Raw genomic sequence first — 20450 nt, forward strand, 5'->3', positions numbered from 1 at the left:
GGTAAATTAGATAATCAGCTTGACCTCGTATTGCGATACGATTACATTTAGAGCAGTTTTTGCTGTAACGAATAGTGTCAGAATCCGTTTCGCGGCCTCACTATCCTCGTTTGCACAACTTTTATCTATGTCTACAAGGAGTTTGCTATGAAGAAAAGTGCAATTGCGATGTTGACCGCATCTTTATTGTTTGCGGGATCTGCAATGGCTGCTGAAGGTGCTGGTGCTGGTGCTGGTGCTGGTGGTGCTGGCTTTGGCGGTTTAGGTGTTGCTGGTTTGACGACCATTGGTGTCGCGGTAGCTGCCGGTGTTGTTGTTGCTGTTGATAACAATAACAACGACAGCAGTGATCCTACCGACCCAATTAATCCTCCAGGTACAGGTACTACAGGTACTACAGGTACAGGTACTACAGGTACCAACTAAGTTATTGTTTTCATATTAAGGCCAGCCTACGCTGGCCTTTTTTTATCGGTTCATCATAATTCCATGAACAAAAAACTCTTACTTGCGCTCTTATGCGCTGTCGGATTAACAGGATGTGGTTCTAAGAGTACTATGGCGTATCAGACGTTTATAGACGCCATATCCGCTCCGCCTAGTTATGATATCTCAGCCGAAGATCTTGATAAGCTGCCTTATGCCACTATCTATGGTCAGCTTGGTGATGGTCCACAGGCTGTTATTGTGCTTGCCTATATTAAGGGAAATGAACGGCAATGGCTGACGGCTCAAAAAGAGAGCCTCACCACGGCTTACGGACGTTTGGTCCGCACTGACGGGCTAGAGCACAATCTCGCCAGCCTAGTATTCGATACTCAAGACCCACTAGCCTTGCCACTTAATCAGCTGAATGGTGCTAAAGCTACTGGACATGTGGATTTGTTACCGAGCTACAAATTTGGCTTAAAGTTTGAAAGTCAGTTTGCGGTTAAAGAGCAACAAACGATAAAACTTGGTCCATATAACAAGCGACTTACTCTGGCTGAAGAAACTTTTTCCATCCCCGAGATTGGCTATCAAGTCATCAATAGATTTTGGCTGGATGATAATGGTTTGGTATGGAAGTCAAAGCAGGCTCCATCACCAGATTTACCAGTTTTTAGTATTACGCTGCTTAAACCTTTTAGCGGAGATGTATCATGAAACCGCTTTGTTATCTTGTCGCCTGTTTAATTTCTTTCATTTTCGTCGATTCTTCTTATGCTGCTGCAGAAATGAATGTTTCGGTAACAGGACAAGTTAAATTACCTCCAGCTGTCACGTTTTCAATGGGGGATCGAATCGGTAAGGTGGTAGCAGCCTCTGAATATACACAAGACGCTTACCTCACAGGTGCGGCTTGGATTAGACAATCTTTTGTGCTGCACCAAAGTGCCCGTCGCTTATTGTTATTGTCAGAATTGCCCAGTCTTGACTTAAGTCCTGAACTGGCTGCGTCGTTTACCCAGCAGATAGAACAACTGCAAGCCACTGGACGAGTGCCCGTCACGTTTTCTTGGGATTTATTGGAGTTGGATCCGCAACAAAACCGCTTCCTGAAGCAAGAAGACCGGTTTTATGTGCCGACTCGTCCGAACACGATAAATATTGTCGGCGCAGTTAGGCCGTATTCAGTCGCCTTTGTTTCCGGTAAAACCGTTGCCGATTATGCCGCTGAACTAGAGCGGCTCGATGGCGCAAATCCTAGTTATGTGTGGGTTATAGGGCCAGATACCAGTATTCGTAAAGTGGGTATCGCGTACTGGAATACCGAGCAAGCCTATTTAGCACCAGGAAGTTATGTTTACGTTCCTATTGATGACGATGATGAACAGCTGGAGCACTTCCAACAATCACTATTACAACTTTTTGCTGCGCAGTTATTGCCATAAATGTGTTGGAGCCATGGACGATATATGCAATTTTCTAAACTGCTAACCTTAACCAGTTTACTTCTGCCCTGTTCAACGTCATGGGGCGCATGGTCTGACCAAGTAACGCCGACACGTAATGACTTTGGCGGTATTGGTTTGATGCAGATGCCGACGGCGCGTATGGCGCCGGACGGCGATATGAGTATTAATTACTCAAGAATCAACCCTTATGTCTTTGGTGCGGTTAACTTTCAACCCCTTCCTTGGATGAGTACCTCAATTCGTTACGTCAGTATTACCAATCGCTTGTATGGGCCTTCTATTGCGGGTGATCAGTCCTATAAAGATAAAGGGATAGACGTAAAATTCCGTTTATTAGAAGAAAGTTACTATCTGCCAGACGTTGCGGTCGGCTTTCAGGATATTGGGGGAACCGGATTATTCTCCAGTGAGTATCTTAGTGCCACCAAGCGAGTTGGACCGTTTGATTTTACCCTAGGGATGGCTTGGGGTTATCTCGGGGGCGCTGGCGATATTCAGAACCCATTTTGCCAAGCTGCTGACAGAATGTGTGACAGAGCTGATTGGCAAGGTGGTAGCGGTGGTACGGTTGATTTTAATAATTTCTTTCGCAGTGAGCGAGTCGGTCTTTTCGCTGGGGTAGAATATCAAACACCTTGGGATCCATTGACGCTGAAGTTGGAGTGGGATGGTAATGATTATCAGCATGAGCCGCAGAACAATAATCAACCTCAGGACTCAAGATTTAATGTTGGTATAGTGCTTAAACCAACGGATAATCTCGATCTAAAGCTGTCTTATGAACGTGGTAATACCTTGTCATTTGGTTTTACCTTGCATGCTAATTTAATCAATGACGTCATCCGATTTAAGAAAGATCCTCCCGTGAGCAAGCTAGCTGATAAGCCCGCAGAGAAAGATTGGGATAAGGTCGCCAAGGATTTGGGTAGTAAGGCCGGATTTTATCCGCGCAAGATTTACCAAAACAACCGTCAAGTGATTGTGGAGGGAGTGCAAGGCAAATATCGCGATCGCGAAAAGGCCGATGTGCGTGCGGCAGCCATTTTGTATAACGTCACAGACTTGGGAACCCGTGAATATCGCTTTGTTGAGCAATCGGCGGGAATGTCCGTCGTAGAAACAACGATTGAGCGCAAAACCTTAGAAGAGAAATTAAATTATAATCATGATTTTAATGATACCCCTCAATTGACGGATGTGAACTCACCTGATTCACCTATTGGTGAGCAAGTGTGGCAAAAGGAGTCTAATTCCGGGTGGGGGTATTCTGTCAATCCAGGGTTCACTCAGTCTTTGGGGGGCCCTGACGGCTTCTTGCTCTATCAAGTTAATTTGCGTGGCGGGTTGCGCTATAGCTTTAGCGATAATTTTGAAGTCGGTGGTAATTTAGCGCTTAACCTATTCAACAACTTTGATAAATATAAATACGATGGTTTCAGTAACCTGCCGCGCGTAAGAACTTATATTCGTGAATATTTGGTGAACTCGGATGTGGGAATCAGTGATTTGCAGGCTACTTGGTTTAACCAATTAGGTAGTAGCTGGTATAGCCAAGTTTATGCTGGATATCTTGAGTCCATGTTCGGTGGAGTCGGTGGTGAACTATTGTATCGTCCGTTTGGTAAGGATTATGCCTTCGGTGTTGATATTAACGCCGTGAAACAACGTGATTTCAATCAGTTATTTGGTTTTAGGGACTATGAAACCGTTACCGGGCATTTTAGTTTTTACTATCAATTGCCTTGGTATAATTTACATTCCGAAATCGATGTCGGCCGTTATTTAGCCAAAGATTATGGTGCGACGTTCTCTCTCTATCGTGAGTTTGATAACGGCGTTCGATTGGGCGCTTATGCAACGTTCACCGATGTGAGTGCGGAAGAATATGGTGAAGGTAGCTTTACCAAGGGCGTGTTCTTGTCGATTCCGTTTGATATGTTCTCAACCACAAGCTCTTTGAGTCGTGCCGGGTTGGGATGGACGCCATTAACGCGTGATGGTGGACAAAAACTGGGTCGCAAATATTCTTTGTACTATATGACTGAACAACGTGGCGCGAATGAAGTAAAGGCGCGTAAGCAGTAAGCGTTGCAGATTTTACCTGCTAAAAAGCCCTGTTTGACAGGGCTTTTTCATGCCTGTTACTCAAGGTGAATATTTTTCTGGTGCGCATTATTCCATGGCATACTATGAAAAATTTTTGGCAGCTTCGTTTCATGTTTTTCAGCGGCGGGCTGACGGTTTTGGCTTAAGAGATTAGTTATGCATAACATTGCGGTTTACCCTGGTACGTTCGATCCGGTGACGAATGGTCACACGGATCTTATCGTGCGCGCAGCTTCGCTGTTTCCTAAGTTGATTATTGCGGTTGCAGCTAATCCTTCTAAACAGCCTAGATTTAACTTGGAGCAACGTGTTGCATTGCTAAACCAAGTGACAGCAGATCTCGATAATGTTGAAGTGGTTGGCTTCAGTGGGTTACTGGTAGATTTTGCTAAACAACATCAAGCAACGGTTCTGGTGCGAGGTTTGCGGGCGGTATCGGATTTCGAGTATGAATTTCAATTGGCCAGCATGAATCGTCGTTTGTACCCAGGCTTAGAAAGCGTGTTCCTGACTCCATCTGAGGAGAACAGCTTTATTTCGTCGACGCTGGTCAAAGAGGTGGCGTTACATGGGGGCGATGTTGCGCAATTTGTGCATCCCACAGTGATGGCAGCACTGCAGCAATTCTTTAAAAATAAAGCGTAAAAAACGCCAACAAATGTCGGCGTTTTTGTTTCGAGAGGGTAATTTAGCTTACCCTTCAAATTTACAGGCCAAACACAACCTTTTCACTGCGTAGCATTCGAGTTAACGCCAGTGCTAGCAGCAGTGTAATCGCCACTGTGGCGCCTGATGACACTAATAGCTCCTGTAGCGGTAACGCTTTTCCTTTAATCACTTCCATCAAAGCGCCTTGCTGTCCAGACACTGGTAGCCATTTCAGTACATCTGGTGCGATGTTGTAGCTGGCACTCATTGCCAATGCCAACGGAATAAACATCACCATGGTCAGATAGGATTGTGCTTCTTTGAAGGTCTTCGCCATAAAGGAGACAAACAACTGCAAACTTGCCGCTAACATGGCTACCGGTAGTCCAATCAACAACACGGTTGCCATAAACGCGGGGGTGATGGTGATGCTAAAGCCCAGCTCAGGCCACGGCACCATAGGATAAGCAAAGTGACTAATAATCAGAATTAGGACTAACCCCAGCATGGCAAATGCGGTCACCGCCAGCAGTTTCGATAGTACTAATTGTCCGGTCGTTACTGGATGGCTCAGCAACAACCCTAGTGAGTTGCGCTCACGTTCACCCGCACTGGTATCAATCGCTAAGTTCATACCAGAGATAAACACCGAATACAGCATAGTGAAGATGGCGATACCCATGATCATGCCACCTTTAGAATCTTGGGTGGCCTGATCATGTAACTCCACTTTGAGTGGGCGTAGTACGCGGGGATCGATACCGCGCGCAAGCAGACGCAAACTGCCCATTTCTGCCGAGTAGCCTTGCAGCGCTTGTTGCAAGCGACGAATTGACTTTTGCAGTTTCTCCTCAGAGTTATCGGCGACGATTATGACTTCTGCGCTTTTGCCTTGTGCCATCTGCTTGGCGTAATCGTCACTGATCTCAAGGCGAATTTTATCGGCCTTTTCGCCTTCTGCAGCATTAATCCCCTTTTGACCGAGATAACGCACTAAATCGGGGGCTTGCTCGGCATTCGTGACCTTAATTGGCAGATCATCGGGGCTCGACAGCTGATTGATTAACACCATAAAAAGGCCACACATAATCAATGGTGTGCCAATGGCATAGTACAGACCGGCTAATACCGAACGCTTATCGCGGCTGGCATCAATGAGTTCCTTGCGCAGCAAGGTAAGTACTTTACTGATCATGCGGCAATCCCCTCATCGGTACCAATCAATTGAATAAAGGCTTCTTCCAGAGAATCCTTGCCAGTGCGATCACACAGCTCCTGTGGACTGCCGATAGCGGCGACTTTACCGTTAGCCATCACAATCACCCGATCACACAGGGCAGCAACTTCCTGCATCACATGGCTGGAGAACAACACGCAATGGCCTTGCTGTTTCAGCTCGACCAGCAAATCCCGCAGCACGCGGGTGCTCATCACATCTAAGCCACGCGTTGGTTCATCGAGAATAATGTTGGTTGGCTGGTGGACAATCGCTTGCGCTAATGCCGTCTTCATTCGTTGCCCCTGCGAGAAACCCTTAGTGCGACGATCGGCAATATCATCCATACGCAGTTTGGCTAATACCGACGCCGTTGCCTGTTTAGCATCGCTGCTGCTCATGCCTGAAAGCTTGGCAAAATAATGGATATATTCCCGCGGCGTTAATCGTTCGTACAAGCCAAAGGGATCGGGAAATAATCCCAATTGAGCCTTGGCCGCTACGGGCTGCTTGGCAACATCGATACCATCAATTTCGGCATTGCCGCTGTCTGGTTTCAGCAGACCGAAAATGGTGCGCAAACAGGAGGTTTTACCCGCACCGTTAGGCCCAAGTAAACCGGTAATCATGCCATCTTCGGCTGAGAAACTTAAGTTATCCAGTGCCTGTACTTTGCCGATTTTCTTACTGATATTATTCACGTTTATCATTATTTACCCTCCGGCAAAGGTTCAACAGTGCTGGCATTCAGATAGAAGCTACGGCGGACATCTTTCTTGAGACACTCGCCATCAATGGCATTAACGTCATCGGTTTCCACCAGTGTGGCAATCAAATCACCAGCACAAGATTGGGCGGCGACGTTATGCGTGGCGTAAGGTGAAATCAGATGTCGCGCATTGGTCATTTTTTGCATGGCCATCTCTGCCCACTTCGGGGGCGTGGCCGGATCTTTTTCACCAGAGAGCAATAGCGTCGGAATATCACTGCTGATCGGTGCGCCAAACGCTTTGTCTACAGCTGGTATCCCCCAAATTGGACAGCTCTCATCGAGGCTCTTTAACATCATTTGGCCCATGACGCTCCGTGCGGCTTCTTCGCGTAGCGCGGCCGTCAAACGCGGCCAATCCTCACCACACACAACCGCGGCGTGCATGCCCATGGCTAAGTCCAGCGAGCCATCTTGCATCGCCAGCAGACCGAGCAACGGCTGATAATTTTTGCGATAGGTTTGATGAATGGTAAAGGGCAGTAATGAACGTACAGCCGGGGAGTACAAGGCTAAGCGCAGTGCTCCGAGGAATTTATCCCGGGTCAGGGTTAGCAGTGCGGTGTCGCCTGTCACAGGATTATGCACCTTTTCCATCACCGGATATTCCGCCAGAGCAGCTTGTACCTGGGTAAATTCTTGGCGCAACTTGGGATAGGTTGCTTGGCAAGATTTATCTTGTTCACAGTCGTCGATGACTAAGTCTTGGGCGCGGGCGATGGCGGCGCCAATCGCTAATACGCTTTGACTCATCGGCACCACACCATCGAGCGTGACGGTTTTCAACGCCTGCGGATATTGGCGCATATACAGCTGCGCCATCCGCGTGCCATAAGATACACCGTAGAGGTGCAGCTTTTCATAACCGAGGTGCTGACGTACTACTTCAAAATCATGCAGTGCCTGCTCACTACCATATTGCGTGACATCGGCATCCAATTTGGCTTTGCATTCGCGCGCTTCTTTAACGCTATCAAAGGCATCATCATTGAGCTTGAGAATATCGCTGAGATCTTGTCCGGCACAGGCCAGTTTGTTCGATTCACCGGTACCACGTTGATCAATCAGCAAAATATCACGATGTTGTCGTGCTTTGCTGAGCATGCGTTCGAATGATGCCGCATTGTCAATCGCCGATTGGCCCGGTCCGCCAGCAATGCCCAAAATCGCTTCCTGCGGCGCTTGGTTTTTGATGGCTGGGATCACCACGTAATGGATTTGAATCTTACGTCCATTGGGTTTGTTAGGGTTTTCGACGACTTCGACACTGCCACATTTGAGCCGATCAGACAGACCGTCAGCGTAGCAGCTACTACTATCATCAGCGGCCGCGTTGGCTGTCAGAGTCACAGCTAAAGTGGCCAGTAACAGCCCAAGCATGGGGCCGCGCCAGCGTAATTGATACTGCTTCATGCTGATTTCCTTGTTTGCAATTCGATGCAGGTATGTTAATTTAACTAAATCGAGTGTATCAATGTATTAATACAGTGTTCAAGGCTAATGTTGGAACTTCTGCATGTCAACCCCAGTAGCGGTGAACCTATCTACCGCCAGTTGACCGAGCAAATCATTCATTTAATCGTCGGTGGTCAATTGCCGACTGATACAGTGCTGCCATCGGTGCGGCAGATTGCCGCACATCTGTCGGTAAACCCGATGACAGTGTCCCGTGCGATACAGCAGTTAGTCGATCAAGGATGGTTGGAGCGTCGTCGTGGTCAAGCAACGCGTGTTGCCGCTAATACACCTAAAACAACAGCGTCGCCTGAAGCTCTGCTGGCACCACAACTTGCTGACGTGTTGGCCAACGCCCGCCAATTAGGATTATCGCTGTCGCAGTTGCAAGTGTTACTTGCCGCGCAATGGCAGCAATTGGATTCGGATGAAAAGTAATGGAGTCATTCATGGAGCAAGATGCGTTACTCGAGTTACGTGATATCACCAAGCAGTTTGACGGTAAAACTGTGCTTAATGGTTTGTCATTAACCCTGTATCCAGGAATGGTGGTAGGACTACTCGGCGCCAATGGCGCGGGGAAATCTACGCTGATGCGAGTGGCGCTGGGCATTGTTGCGGCCGACAGCGGCAATGTACGGATCTTGAATGAGTCGCCCATGGCGCTGAGTGCCAAGACTAAGGCCACCATTGGTTATGTTGCTCAGCAACCTTTTGGTTATGAAGGATTTTCGGTTGCTCAAGCGTTAAGTCTGCATCGTAGCTTCTATCCCAACTGGGATCAGGCATTGGAGCAAGACTGGCTGCAACGTTTTGACCTAGACGGTAAAACCGCCGTACAAAAACTGTCGATCGGGCAACGGCAATCGCTGGCGCTGATTATGGCCATGGCGTATCGGCCCAAACTGTTGCTGTTAGATGAGCCAGTCGCCAGTCTTGACCCAGTGGCGCGCCGTCGCTTTATGGCGGATCTGTTTGACTTGGCACTAGAATCCGGCTCTGCGGTACTGTTTTCATCTCATATCACCTCAGACTTGGAGCGTGTTGCCAGCCATGTAGCATTAATGAAAAATGGCGAGTTAATGCTAATGCGCGAGCTGGATGAGCTGCGTGAGCAGCTGCGAATCGTGACGTTGGGTCATGACTCTTTGCCTGAGTTACCAAGTTCGGTAAGTGTGTTGGCGCACAAAGGGCGCACGTTGCTGATTGATGGCTACCAAGGGGAAGTTATCGCTGATGCACAAAGTTGTTTGCCGCTCAATCTAGAGCAGCTATTTATGGAGTTACATCCATGATGAAAGCGCTGGTATTACTGTGGGGTAAAGACATGGGCAGCGGCAGCTTTCTGTTTAATGTGCTGCTTGGTCTGCTCTTTGCCATCGTGTTTGGTGTGACGAATCCAGAAGATCAGCGTCCCGCGTTGTTTTTTGGCCTCAGTATATTCAGTGCGACTTGTGCCGTGTTGTGGCAGCTGATTCGTTTACAAGCGACCGAATGGTCGGCGTTAGTACCGGGCTATCGCAGTATGGTGCTGCGCCACACTCGTTTGATTCTGGCTTTTATTCTGTTGGCAAACCTCGCGATTGCGAAGCTGCTTTACCAATCAGAACTGATGCTTGCGGTTCAAGGGGTAGCATGGTTAATTTCCGGTTGTTTCGTACTTTATTGTCTTCGACGTCCCAATACCTTTCAGTTGTCGTTATTTTTGTTCGTGTTGTTATTTGTGCTGGATGATATTGCCCGTTGGTTACCCGCATTTGTGTGGTGGACCTTAGCGTTAGCGGTTGCGGTTGTTGCCTGGCCACAAATAAGGCAGTCTCGCTGGAAAAGCGAGGGCATGGCGGTATATCGAAGTGGTATTGAGTGCGGTTGGCTTTGGGTTCCACGTCTTGGTGCATCGCAGCTGCAACTTAAGCTAAGTCGATGGTTTTATCCTATTCCCCATTTTATCGGGCCGGGGCTACTGTGGATTTTGGTGTTATCTGCGGTGTTTCCGCTCGCGACTATCGCCGTTAATCTGCTATTAGAGAAAGATTTTCCTGCACCACTTATTGCCGGAGTGCTGGCGGTATTTACCGGCTTGATGGTGCATTGGAGCCGAATTATGCGGGCTCGTAATGTTACCTCGTTGCTGATGCTGCCCATGTACGATGGTATTGATGGCATGCGGCGCGCATTCTCGCATGCGCAAATGCGTTTGTTACTCGTGTCGATGTCGATTGTCTGCTTGGTGTGGTTGGTACAAACCACTGTGATCGCGGCTTGGGCATGGCAACCGACGCTACATCTGCTGTTCGCCACATATTATGGTTGCATGATCGGTTTTGCCCTTGGTTGCTTATGTTCCAAGCCATTGCATATGGCGCTTATGGTGTTCTTTTACGGATTGCAAAATGGTTTTATGAGTGTCTATTTAGCTAAGGGAGAACATGGATTGGATATCCCTGAATGGCTGTTACTGGTTGACGTGGTGATAATGCTGCTCTCAACTCTCTTTTTCCGCTGGAGCAATCAGCGTCTGTGGCGCTCTGGCTGGTCCTATTAGCTTCCCTTAACTATTTGAGGGCAAGCTAACACTTCTTTGTTAGCAAAACTTTTATGCTAATTTTTGCACTAACGTTGTCTTCGTTGGTGGCCATTCTGTTCGCTGCAATTGCTTCCTGCTGTGGTATGGAATTTGCTGCTCTATCCTTTCAGCATCGCTGTCTGCAATTCGGTAGATAAATCTTCGTTTTTTGCCGTATAACGGGGAGTTCTGCTTGCTAATAGCACCAATTTGGGGCATTGATAGCTCAGGATGCGCTGGAAAAACGCACAGCAGCGATAGCCTGCACCAAGGTTGTCAAAGAGGACATTCGGTCTATGGATAAACTAATAAAAAATTATGACTCTGGTGACTTTTTCGATGAGCTCATCGAACCATCAGGAGCGCCACGCCCACCCGCCAAACAACTGCTCAAATATCTCGACTCGCTCACCGCTGAAGAACTAGAAAAACGGCGCATTACCGCCGAAGCTACGGTGCAGGAGATGGGCATTAGCTTTACCGTCTATACCGAAGAGGGCAACATCGACCGCGCTTGGCCATTCGATATCATTCCGCGCACCATTGAAGCCAAGGATTGGGCAGTCACCGAAGCGGGCCTCAAACAACGACTCACCGCACTTAACCGCTTTATTGATGACCTCTACCACGAGCAGAACTGTATCAAAGACGGCATCATTCCTGAACATATCATCAAAGAATCGAAAAACTTTCGCCCAGAGTGTGTCGGTGTTTCGCCCGCTTTTGGGGTGTGGGCACATATCTGTGGTACCGATTTGGTGCGCGATCATGACGGCAAGTTCTATGTACTGGAAGATAACCTGCGGGTGCCGTCAGGTGTCTCGTACATGTTGGAAAACCGCGCTATTACCAAACGTGTTTTACCTGAACTGTTTGAAAACGATGATATTCAGCCCAATGCATCCTACCCGGCAGAGTTATTTGAAACCTTAGCGGCATTGTCGCCACGGGATATCGCCCGCCCTGAAATTGTGGTGTTGACGCCCGGCATTTATAACTCGGCGTACTTTGAGCATGCGTTTCTAGCACAACAGATGGGCGTCGAATTAGTTGAAGGCAGTGACATGTTTGTCGGCGACGACGACTGTGTTTACATGAAAACCATTTACGGTCCGGAACGGGTGGATGTGATTTATCGCCGCATTGACGATCTATTTATCGACCCGGAAGCCTTCAATCCTGATTCGGTATTAGGCGTTCCCGGGCTGATGCGGGCGTGGAAAGCGGGCAATGTAGCGCTGGCGAATGCACCTGGTGCAGGTGTCGCCGATGACAAAGTGGTGTATGCCTACGTACCAGCGCTGATCCGTTACTACCTCGATGAAGAACCGATTCTGCCGAACGTTGAAACCTACTTGTGCGACGATCCGGAACAGCGCGAATACGTGCTGGCAAATCTCGACAAATTAGTTGTTAAGCCAGCCAACGAATCCGGTGGTTATGGCATGTTGGTTGGGCCGCACTCTAGCAAAAAAGAGCAGCAAACCTTTGCCGAGCTGATTAAAGCCAATCCGCGCAACTATATTGCGCAACCGACACTCAAGTTATCGACCGCACCAACCTTAATTGGTACTGGCGCACTCGAACCGCGCCACCTTGATCTCCGTCCTTTTATTTTACAAAGCCGCAACACCTATGTGACCACTGGTGGCTTGACGCGGGTAGCCATGAAAAAAGGCTCCTTGGTCGTTAATTCGTCACAAGGTGGTGGTAGTAAGGATACTTGGATCGTAGTGACCAAAGGAGAATAAACATGTTATCTCGAGTTGCAGAACGGCTTTACTGGAGCGCGCGTTATTTGGAACGGGCCGAGAACATCGCCCGTTTGGTCAGTGTCTACGATGACTTGTTGTATGACTTGCCGCGGGACATTGCGGTGTCTTGGTATAACTTGGTGGAGATAAACAGTGGGGTTGAGCTCTATAACCAACGTTACAAAGTGCGCGATGAGCACAATGTGCTGAAATTTATGCTGGCGGACGATACCAATCCGAGTTCCTTGTTGTCCTCCGTGAAAATGGTGCGTGAGAATATCCGTACGACCCGCGACGTGGTGCCGGGCGAGATGTGGGAGTTGATTAACGAGCTCGATCTGTATGCCCGGCAAAATATCAAACAAGGGATCAATCGCTCGGTTCGTCACGCCTATCTCAATACCATCATTGAAGGTTGCCAAAAGATTATTGGTTTGCTCACCGGCACCATGGATCGCCATGCCGGTTGGCATTTCATTATGATGGGGCGCTTTTTAGAGCGTGCTGACATGAATACTCGTATTCTGGATGCGGCTAACTTCCAGATGCAGCATTCGCAAGAGGAAGAGAGCGTTAAACTCGGCCAAGTGGTGTGGTCTAAGGTATTGAAATCACAGAGTGCGTATCTGAGTTTTCGTCGTACCATGCGTTGTTCCATTAACGGTGCGTCGGTGGTGACCTTTATGCTGACCGATCCCTGCTTCCCGCGCTCGCAACGCTACTGTTTAGAGCAAGTCAAAGCCGCCGCTGCGACCTTACCGCGTTTCGGTATTATTGCGGCTAATGTCGACAAGCTGTTGCAAATCACCAATGGTGTTGAGCATTCCACTGATCTAAATGAGAAGTTTAGTGATTACTTAAATGAAGTGCAGCTCGGTATGATCACCCTGCATCATCAAATCACTGAAAACTGGTTTCATTTTCAGCAAGGGGATGCCGCATGACCATCCGCGTTGCGATTCAACACAAAACCACTTACGAGTTTGATCGCTACATCAATGTGTCGCCGCATATTTTGCGCTTGCGGCCTGCGCCACATTCACGCACCCACATTCATGGCTATTCGCTCAAGGTGACGCCAGAAGATCACTTTATCAACTGGCAGCAAGACCCGTTCGGTAACTGGATGGCGCGCTTAGTGTTTCCGGAAAAAACCAAGAAGCTGGAGTTCGCGGTTGAAGTGATAGCCGATATGACGGTTATCAATCCGTTCGATTTTTTCATCGAAGAATACGCCGAAAAATTCCCGTTCAACTATGCCGATGGTTTAAAAGAGGAGTTAGCGCCCTACTTAAAGACAGTGGAAGATTGTCCTGAATTAGATGAATGGATGGCGGGCATCAATCGCAAGCCGCAAGCCATTGTCGGTTTTTTGGTATCGCTTAATAGCCGTTTATCGCAGGATATTGGTTATGGCATCCGCTTAGAACCCGGGGTGCAAACCTGCAAAGAAACCCTGACGCTGAAGAAAGGTTCGTGTCGTGATACCGCTTGGTTATTAGTGCAAATTCTTCGCCGTCTGGGTCTCGCCGCCCGTTTTGCTTCCGGTTATCTGGTGCAACTGGTCGCCGATGTGAAAGCGCTCGATGGTCCTTCGGGAACTGACCACGACTTTACCGACTTGCATGCGTGGTGCGAGGTTTATCTGCCTGGTGCTGGCTGGATTGGCCTCGACCCAACTAGTGGTTTATTCGCTGGTGAAGGGCATATTCCGCTCTCGTGTACTGCAGATCCGGTATCTGCTGCGCCTATTACCGGTTTTACCGACCTGTGCGAGTGCGAATTCAGCTATGAAAACGTGGTCACTCGTATTCACGAAGACCCTCGAGTGACTAAGCCCTATTCCGATGACGAGTGGCAAAACATAAAAGCGCTGGGCCGCGCCGTAGATGCGGAGTTTGCTGAGCACGATGTGCGGCTTACCATGGGCGGAGAGCCTACTTTTGTCTCCATAGACGATATGGACTCCGCGCAGTGGAATACTGCTGCGCTCGGCGCCGATAAATTACGCTTAGCCAAAGATCTATTGCTGCGCATGAAGCAGCAATTTGGTGCCAATGGTTTGCTGCATTACGGCCAAGGCAAGTGGTATCCCGGTGAGGAAGTTCCGCGTTGGGCCCTTGGTTGTTTTTGGCGTACCGATGGTGAAGCGCTGTGGCACGACCCTAAGTTGTTGGCGCGCGTCGATACCAACTATGGGCATACATTGGCACAAGCGCAGCAATTTGGTGAGCAGCTCTGCACCCAGCTTGGCGTCGCGTCGCGCTATCTGCAACCAGCGTTTGAAGACACACTGTATTACTTATGGCTAGAGCGGCAGTTGCCAGAAGGCGTAGACCCGCGTAAAGCCGACTTAAAAGATGATTTAGAACGGCGCCGATTGGCCAAACTATTGAGTCATGGATTGGAAAACCCGACCGGCTTTATTCTGCCCGTTGAGTTCAATGGCGTGGCATGGCAAAGCAGTTTGTGGCCGATGCGTGCCGAAGTGATCACCTTGATCCCCGGTGATAGCCCGATGGGATTCCGTTTGCCGTTGGCATCCTTGCCTGCTGTGTCGGAAGAAGAGCTGGATGCCGAGCGCGATCCATTCGAACCTCGTGAACCGCTGCCTGTATTTAATATTGCAGCTGATGCGCCTGCTATTGCCGAGCAGCAACAGGCTGCTGGGCATTGTCAGCCAGCACTGAAAATCGTCAAAAATGTGGTGCGCACCGCTATCTGTTTAGAAGTGCGTGATGGCCGCTTGCACCTGTTTTTGCCGCCGGTGAGTTACTTAGAAAACTACGTGGCACTGATCAATGCCATCGAGGCAGTCGCGAGTAAGTTGCAGTTACCTGTGGTGATTGAAGGGTACGAGCCGCCAAAAGATTACCGCCTGCAGAAATTCCTTATCACCCCAGATCCGGGTGTGATAGAAGTTAACATTCATCCGGCGAAGAACTGGGATGAGCTGGTACACAACACTGAAACGCTGTACGAGCAAGCCTATCTATCACGACTCGACACCGAGAAATTTATGCTCGATGGTCGTCATACTGGCACAGGGGGCGGTAACCATGTGACCTTAGGTGGCGTCACGCCCGCCGATAGCCCTATGCTACGGCGCCCCGATCTGCTGCGCAGTTTGGTGACCTACTGGCAGCATCATCCGGGCTTGTCTTATCTGTTTTCTGGCATGTTTATCGGCCCAACCAGCCAAGCTCCGAGGGTCGATGAAGGCCGTGATGAAGCCATGTACGAGCTGGAAATCGCCTTTGACAATATGCCTGATGGCGAAGTGAATGCGCCATGGCTGGTGGATCGTCTGATGCGTAATCTGCTGGTGGATATTACCGGCAACACCCATCGCTCCGAGTTCTGTATCGACAAACTTTATGCCGCGGGCAGCGCCAGTGGGCGTCAAGGCCTGCTGGAGTTTCGTGGTTTTGAAATGCCACCGCATGCGCGAATGTCTTTGGTGCAGATGCTGCTATTGCGCTGTTTAGTGGCGCGCTTTTGGCACAAGCCGTACAAGAAACCGCTGGTACGTTGGGGCACGTTGTTACACGACAAATTTATGATGCCGCATTACGTATGGCAGGATATTAAAGATGTTGTCGACGATCTGCAGCGCCACGGTTATCCATTCAAGTTAGAGTGGTTGGCGCCGTTTGAAGAGTTTCGTTTTCCCCATTATGGCCGACAGCAGATTGGTGATATCCAGTTAGAGCTACGCTGGGCGATTGAGCCATGGCATGTGCTCGGTGAAGAGATCACTCAGTCTGGCACCTCAAGGTTTGTCGACTCCTCCGTCGAGCGTTTACAAGTGCGCTTGACTGGCATGAGCGATAATCGCTATGTGCTCACCTGTAATGGTCGTCGTGTGCCGCTGTCATCCACGGGCACCCAAGGAGAAATGGTCGGTGCCGTGCGCTATCGAGCCTGGGCTCCGCCTTCGGCATTACACCCCACCTTAGGTGTCGACTCGCCGTTAGTGTTTGATTTGGTGGACAGTTGGAATGGTGTGTCGGTCGGTGGTTGTACTTATCATGTCAGCCATGCCGGTGGACGTAACTACGATACGCTGCCAGTGAACAGCAATGAGGCCGAGGCGCGTCGCGTCAATCGCTTCTTTGATCAGGGCTTTACGCAGGGACCTTTGATTCCACCGCCGGAATTTAATGCATTGCGCGAGTTTTATGAAAATAAAACCCTGCCAAAACAATTAGCTCCTGCTGAGGAGGAACCAACGCAGGAATATCCGCATACCTTAGATCTCAGAAGAAAGTATACTAGGCTCTAATTTTCGACAATTAGCAGTAAAACATGACATCAACAGGTTCTCTGTCTGCCGCTGCAAGCGATGATTTGCAGCCGCAGGCACCCTATGCGCAGCCGCAGGGCGCTTATGATGAAGCGTTCGATTTTGCACGGGCTGTGCGACCTCACTGGCAACTGGTCATGGATAATATTGCCAGATTGGGTGACGATGCCATGCAGGATCGCTATCGCCGCGCCCAACGCATTTTGCGCGACGATGGGGCCACTTATAACCTCAATAACGACCCGCTTTCACCAACGGTCTGGTCATTGGACATAGTGCCAAATGTGATTGAGCAAGCGGAGTGGCAGATTGTTGAACGTGGACTGGCGCAGCGAGCCACATTATTTGATTTGATTTATCAAGATCTCTACGGCGAACAGCGCTTGTTAAAAGAGGGCATTATTCCGTCGGAGATTATCTTTTCCCATCCGGGATTTCTGCGGCAGTGCCATGGGCTTAAGCTGCCAGGGACGCATCAACTCATTTTTCATGCGGTGGATATGGTGCGTGGTCAAGACGGGCACTTTATCGCCATCGGTGATCGCACGCAGGCGCCTAGCGGCACGGGTTATGCGCTAGAAAATCGTACCGTAGTATCGCGGGTTGTACCTGGCATGTTTCGTAATGCCAACGTGCTGCGCTTGTCGAGCTTCTTTCACACGGTGCGGCAAACCTTAGCGAACCTTGTTGCGCATAAGACCGATTCACCACGGATTGTGGTGCTGACTCCGGGCGCGTACAGCAGTACCTACTTTGAACACGCCTATCTGGCCAACTATCTTGGTTTCCCGCTGGTACAGGGCGGCGATCTTACCGTGCGTAATGGCAAGGTATGGATGAAGTCGCTTAACGGTCTCACCCAAGTAGATGTGATTCTGCGACGTATGGACGACAGCTATTGTGACCAGAGTGAGTTGCGCGCTGATTCTCGTCTCGGGGTGCCCGGTCTACTGGAAGTGGCGCGTAACGGCAATGTAGTGTTGGCCAACCCGTTGGGTAGTGGGGTGCTGGAAGCGCCAGCCTTATTGGCCTTTTTACCGCAAATCAGCCAATTTTTACTGAATGAGCCACTGATGTTGCCATCGGTGCGTACGTGGTGGTGCGGTAACCCCGATGAAAAAAACTATGTATTGGCTAACCTTGAACAGTTGATCATTAAGCCGGCTTATCGCAGCTATAACAGTCGCAGCGTCTATGGCCATAGTTTGGATGAGCAAACACGGCGAGAGATCATCGAGCAGATTGAACAAAATCCTCATTCTTATGTGGCACAGAGCTATATTCCTGGGGCCATTGCGCCGATCTGGAACGCGCACAATATCGAACCGCGCCCCAGTATTTTCCGTGGTTTCACTGTGGCCGATAAAGAAGGTTACTGTGTGATGCCGGGCGGATTGACGCGAGTGGCAGAGTCCACTGCCGAAGCGATAGTGACCAGTTTATCTGGCGCTATGAGTAAAGATACCTGGGTCGTCAGCGACCAACCAGATAACAGTAGCTTACCGGTTTTGGATGCGCAGCCGCGTGATCGTGCTGAAGCCAGCAATCTGCCATCGCGGGTTATCGAAAATCTGTTTTGGTTTGGTCGCTACGCAGAGCGAGCAGAACTGAGTCTGCGTTTGATGCGCACCATCTTTAAACAACTGAATGGTATTGAACCATTTCCACCAGAAAGCCGTGATGTGTTGCTCAGTGCTATGTCGCAGCTCACCGGATGTTTGCCCGGCTTTACAGAGGATCCAGAGCTGCTGGAGAATCCTAATGATGAGCTGGCGGCATTAGTGATTGATGGTGAACGGGTTGGCAGCATCAAGTACAACCTGCAATCTATGTTGGCCTGTGGTGAACAGGTTAAAGAGATGCTTTCTGCCGATACGCGCATTATTTTGAATGAACTGCGCGACCATATTCTGGCAGTCGATGAAGCCTACCGAGATGGTCTGCCAGCGGTACCGGAAGAGTCGCTCGATAGCTTGGTGACCTCATTACTGGCGTTGTCAGGTTTGACTCACGAAAGCATGTTGCGTGGTATGGATTGGATGTTCCAAGAGATTGGTCGCCGCACCGAGCGCGCCTTGCAAACGGCCACATTGCTCAAAGCAACGCTAACCTCTCATCTGCCAAGTCTGCAACAGCAGCAGATCTTAGAGTCCGTGCTGCTTAGCGTAGAAGCCTTGATCTCCTTCCGTCGTCGTTATCGCACGCGGGCCCGTATCGCCTATGGTTTGGATTTATTGATGATCGATGCCTCCAACCCACGCTCGCTGATTTATCAGATTGATCAACTGCGCAAGTATTTGAATGAATTGCCACGCAGCTACACCCAAAGTTCTGGGCTCAATGCGGAAAATCGGCTGATCATTAAGTCGCTTAACGATATCCAGTTGGCCGACCTTGAGGCGCTGGCGTTAATTGATGAAGACACTGAAACCCGCGTGAACTTAGAGCAACTGATGACACAAATCAGTGATCAGCTCGATCAGTTCACCAGCTTGCTGAGTGATAAGTATTTTGACCACACCGCCGGGCCGCAACAGTTGATTAAAGCGCAATGGAAGGCAGACATATGAGATATCGCGTACGTCATCTCACTGAGTATCAATACAGCTCCGCAGTGACGCTGTGTTACAACATGACCCATTTACTGCCGCGCAACACGCCGAAGCAGCAGTGTTTGAGTCAACGTATTCTGGTGACGCCAACACCTATCTACCAGAGTGCCGGTGAAGATTACTTCGGCAATGAAACCTTCTATTTCTCGATTCAGGAACCGCATAAAAAGCTGGCGATTGAGGTGGAATGCTTTTTTGAGATTGAGGAAGAAGATCTCCCCAATCAGTTGCAACTGCATGACATGACCTGCGGTGACTTACGCCGTCTATTAGCGCAGCCGTGGACGCCTGAGCTACGCATGGTGAAAGAGTTTATGCTGGATTCGACCCATATCCAGTGTTCGAAATTGCTCCGTGACTATGCGGCGGAAACCTTTGCGGATGAGGTGCCAGTATTGCAAGCCGCGTTAGATTTTACTCATAAAATCTTTACCGAATTTACTTTTGATGCCACGGCAACCGATGTGACCACGCCAGCGGAAACCGTGTTGAAGGAAAGGCGCGGCGTATGTCAGGATTTTGCCCATTTTGCGATTGCCTGTATTCGTTCTGTCGGGCTACCTGCTCGTTATGTCAGCGGCTACCTCGAAACCCTACCGCCGCCCGGACAGGAAAAGCTCGTCGGCGCTGATGCATCACATGCATGGTTTGCTATCTATGTGCCTGAGTTAGGTTGGGTTGAATTCGACCCCACCAATGATTTAATGCCCAACGGGCAGCACATTGTCACCGCCTGGGGACGCGATTATGCCGATGTTTCGCCATTGCAAGGCGTGATCTTTGATGGTGGGGAGACTCACTCACTGTCAGTTTCTGTTGACGTTCAACGCATCTAATACACGCCAGCTGTTCATAAAACCAGCCAGCGCAGACGCCTCCGTCTGCGCCATTCAAGCGGTTGTAAAATAGAGTTTTTATTCTACTTTAGCCTAATCTGAATAATGGTGATTAACCGGTCATATAAATTCATTGTCCGTTATTTCAATAAATTAGCATCTGGTCGAACCAGATTTTTTGAGTGTGAGTCATCGCTTAATTAAGGCAAAAATCTTTCTGCTCTGCGGGTGCTTGGGTTAAAATGATAAAAGCGAAACAGCTGTAAGCTAAAAGGTGATTTACA

General features: G+C 49.3%; 16 protein-coding genes. 13 read left to right on the top strand and 3 right to left on the bottom strand.

All coding sequences use genetic code 11. The features are described 5' to 3' along the window. The first annotated feature begins 147 nt into the window (after positions 1-147). The 5 genes from HR45_RS16835 to coaD all read left to right on the top strand — a co-directional run bounded on the left by HR45_RS16835 (position 148) and on the right by coaD (position 4649). On the top strand, positions 148-426 hold the full coding sequence (locus tag HR45_RS16835; protein ID WP_037445366.1) for a hypothetical protein: 279 nt from the start codon (positions 148-150) through the stop codon (positions 424-426). 132 nt (positions 427-558) lie between these two features. Then, on the top strand, positions 559-1146 hold the full coding sequence (locus HR45_RS16840; protein WP_037445367.1) for a YjbF family lipoprotein: 588 nt from the start codon (positions 559-561) through the stop codon (positions 1144-1146). After that, positions 1143-1874: a capsule biosynthesis GfcC family protein gene (locus HR45_RS16845; RefSeq protein ID WP_037445369.1), complete on the top strand. Its 732-nt coding sequence runs from the start codon at positions 1143-1145 to the stop codon at positions 1872-1874. The genes HR45_RS16840 and HR45_RS16845 overlap by 4 nt, the downstream gene beginning before the upstream one ends. A 24-nt stretch (positions 1875-1898) precedes the next feature. Then, entirely contained in the window at positions 1899-3983 is a 2085-nt protein-coding gene (locus HR45_RS16850) for a YjbH domain-containing protein (protein WP_037445371.1), read from the top strand. Positions 3984-4160: 177 nt separating this feature from the next. After that, positions 4161-4649 (top strand): pantetheine-phosphate adenylyltransferase, encoded by a 489-nt coding sequence (gene coaD / locus HR45_RS16855; RefSeq protein WP_037445373.1) that lies wholly within the window; start codon positions 4161-4163, stop codon positions 4647-4649. Between the two features lie 61 nt (positions 4650-4710). Here coaD and HR45_RS16860 read toward each other — a convergent pair whose 3' ends face one another. From HR45_RS16860 to HR45_RS16870, 3 genes are read right to left on the bottom strand one after another with little or no spacing between them, the layout of a single operon-like run. Then, complete coding sequence (locus HR45_RS16860) at positions 4711-5847, bottom strand: ABC transporter permease (protein ID WP_430742028.1); 1137 nt, start codon at positions 5845-5847, stop codon at positions 4711-4713. After that, positions 5844-6578, bottom strand: coding sequence for an ABC transporter ATP-binding protein (locus tag HR45_RS16865; RefSeq protein WP_037445375.1), 735 nt, complete (start codon positions 6576-6578; stop codon positions 5844-5846). Before HR45_RS16865 ends, HR45_RS16860 begins: the two co-directional genes overlap by 4 nt. Further along, positions 6578-8050 carry an alpha/beta fold hydrolase gene (locus HR45_RS16870; protein ID WP_156104107.1) on the bottom strand — a complete coding sequence of 491 codons (1473 nt, stop codon included), beginning with the start codon at positions 8048-8050 and terminating at the stop codon, positions 6578-6580. The genes HR45_RS16865 and HR45_RS16870 overlap by 1 nt, the downstream gene beginning before the upstream one ends. 87 nt (positions 8051-8137) lie before the next feature. Between HR45_RS16870 and HR45_RS16875 the strand changes: the two genes are divergently transcribed. The 8 genes from HR45_RS16875 (at position 8138) to HR45_RS16910 (ending at position 20166) form a co-directional block, all read left to right on the top strand. Continuing rightward, entirely contained in the window at positions 8138-8530 is a 393-nt protein-coding gene (locus HR45_RS16875) for a GntR family transcriptional regulator (RefSeq protein WP_037445377.1), read from the top strand. 11 nt (positions 8531-8541) lie between these two features. Continuing rightward, positions 8542-9387 (top strand): ABC transporter ATP-binding protein, encoded by an 846-nt coding sequence (locus tag HR45_RS16880; RefSeq protein ID WP_037445379.1) that lies wholly within the window; start codon positions 8542-8544, stop codon positions 9385-9387. Further along, entirely contained in the window at positions 9384-10637 is a 1254-nt protein-coding gene (locus tag HR45_RS16885) for a hypothetical protein (RefSeq protein ID WP_037445381.1), read from the top strand. The genes HR45_RS16880 and HR45_RS16885 overlap by 4 nt, the downstream gene beginning before the upstream one ends. A gap of 317 nt (positions 10638-10954) precedes the next feature. Then, positions 10955-12409: a circularly permuted type 2 ATP-grasp protein gene (locus tag HR45_RS16890; protein WP_037445382.1), complete on the top strand. Its 1455-nt coding sequence runs from the start codon at positions 10955-10957 to the stop codon at positions 12407-12409. Positions 12410-12411: 2 nt separating this feature from the next. Beyond that, on the top strand, positions 12412-13356 hold the full coding sequence (locus HR45_RS16895; protein ID WP_037445383.1) for an alpha-E domain-containing protein: 945 nt from the start codon (positions 12412-12414) through the stop codon (positions 13354-13356). After that, entirely contained in the window at positions 13353-16697 is a 3345-nt protein-coding gene (locus HR45_RS16900) for a transglutaminase family protein (RefSeq protein WP_037445384.1), read from the top strand. Before HR45_RS16895 ends, HR45_RS16900 begins: the two co-directional genes overlap by 4 nt. 23 nt (positions 16698-16720) lie before the next feature. Further along, entirely contained in the window at positions 16721-19288 is a 2568-nt protein-coding gene (locus HR45_RS16905) for a circularly permuted type 2 ATP-grasp protein (RefSeq protein ID WP_037445385.1), read from the top strand. Next, positions 19285-20166, top strand: coding sequence for a transglutaminase family protein (locus HR45_RS16910; protein WP_037445386.1), 882 nt, complete (start codon positions 19285-19287; stop codon positions 20164-20166). The genes HR45_RS16905 and HR45_RS16910 overlap by 4 nt, the downstream gene beginning before the upstream one ends. Positions 20167-20450 lie beyond the last annotated feature (284 nt).

The organism is Shewanella mangrovi, from assembly GCF_000753795.1.
GTDB lineage: Bacteria > Pseudomonadota > Gammaproteobacteria > Enterobacterales > Shewanellaceae > Shewanella > Shewanella mangrovi.

Bases quoted from the DNA above. Each gene is read 5' to 3' on its own strand.
- HR45_RS16835 (WP_037445366.1), top strand. From the start codon at position 148: ATGAAGAAAAGTGCAATTGCGATGTTGACCGCATCTTTATTGTTTGCG.
- HR45_RS16840 (WP_037445367.1), top strand. From the start codon at position 559: ATGGCGTATCAGACGTTTATAGACGCCATATCCGCTCCGCCTAGTTAT.
- HR45_RS16845 (WP_037445369.1), top strand. From the start codon at position 1,143: ATGAAACCGCTTTGTTATCTTGTCGCCTGTTTAATTTCTTTCATTTTC.
- HR45_RS16850 (WP_037445371.1), top strand. From the start codon at position 1,899: ATGCAATTTTCTAAACTGCTAACCTTAACCAGTTTACTTCTGCCCTGT.
- coaD (WP_037445373.1), top strand. From the start codon at position 4,161: ATGCATAACATTGCGGTTTACCCTGGTACGTTCGATCCGGTGACGAAT.
- HR45_RS16860 (WP_430742028.1), bottom strand. From the start codon at position 5,847: ATGATCAGTAAAGTACTTACCTTGCTGCGCAAGGAACTCATTGATGCC.
- HR45_RS16865 (WP_037445375.1), bottom strand. From the start codon at position 6,578: ATGATAAACGTGAATAATATCAGTAAGAAAATCGGCAAAGTACAGGCA.
- HR45_RS16870 (WP_156104107.1), bottom strand. From the start codon at position 8,050: ATGAAGCAGTATCAATTACGCTGGCGCGGCCCCATGCTTGGGCTGTTA.
- HR45_RS16875 (WP_037445377.1), top strand. From the start codon at position 8,138: ATGTTGGAACTTCTGCATGTCAACCCCAGTAGCGGTGAACCTATCTAC.
- HR45_RS16880 (WP_037445379.1), top strand. From the start codon at position 8,542: ATGGAGCAAGATGCGTTACTCGAGTTACGTGATATCACCAAGCAGTTT.
- HR45_RS16885 (WP_037445381.1), top strand. From the start codon at position 9,384: ATGATGAAAGCGCTGGTATTACTGTGGGGTAAAGACATGGGCAGCGGC.
- HR45_RS16890 (WP_037445382.1), top strand. From the start codon at position 10,955: ATGGATAAACTAATAAAAAATTATGACTCTGGTGACTTTTTCGATGAG.
- HR45_RS16895 (WP_037445383.1), top strand. From the start codon at position 12,412: ATGTTATCTCGAGTTGCAGAACGGCTTTACTGGAGCGCGCGTTATTTG.
- HR45_RS16900 (WP_037445384.1), top strand. From the start codon at position 13,353: ATGACCATCCGCGTTGCGATTCAACACAAAACCACTTACGAGTTTGAT.
- HR45_RS16905 (WP_037445385.1), top strand. From the start codon at position 16,721: ATGACATCAACAGGTTCTCTGTCTGCCGCTGCAAGCGATGATTTGCAG.
- HR45_RS16910 (WP_037445386.1), top strand. From the start codon at position 19,285: ATGAGATATCGCGTACGTCATCTCACTGAGTATCAATACAGCTCCGCA.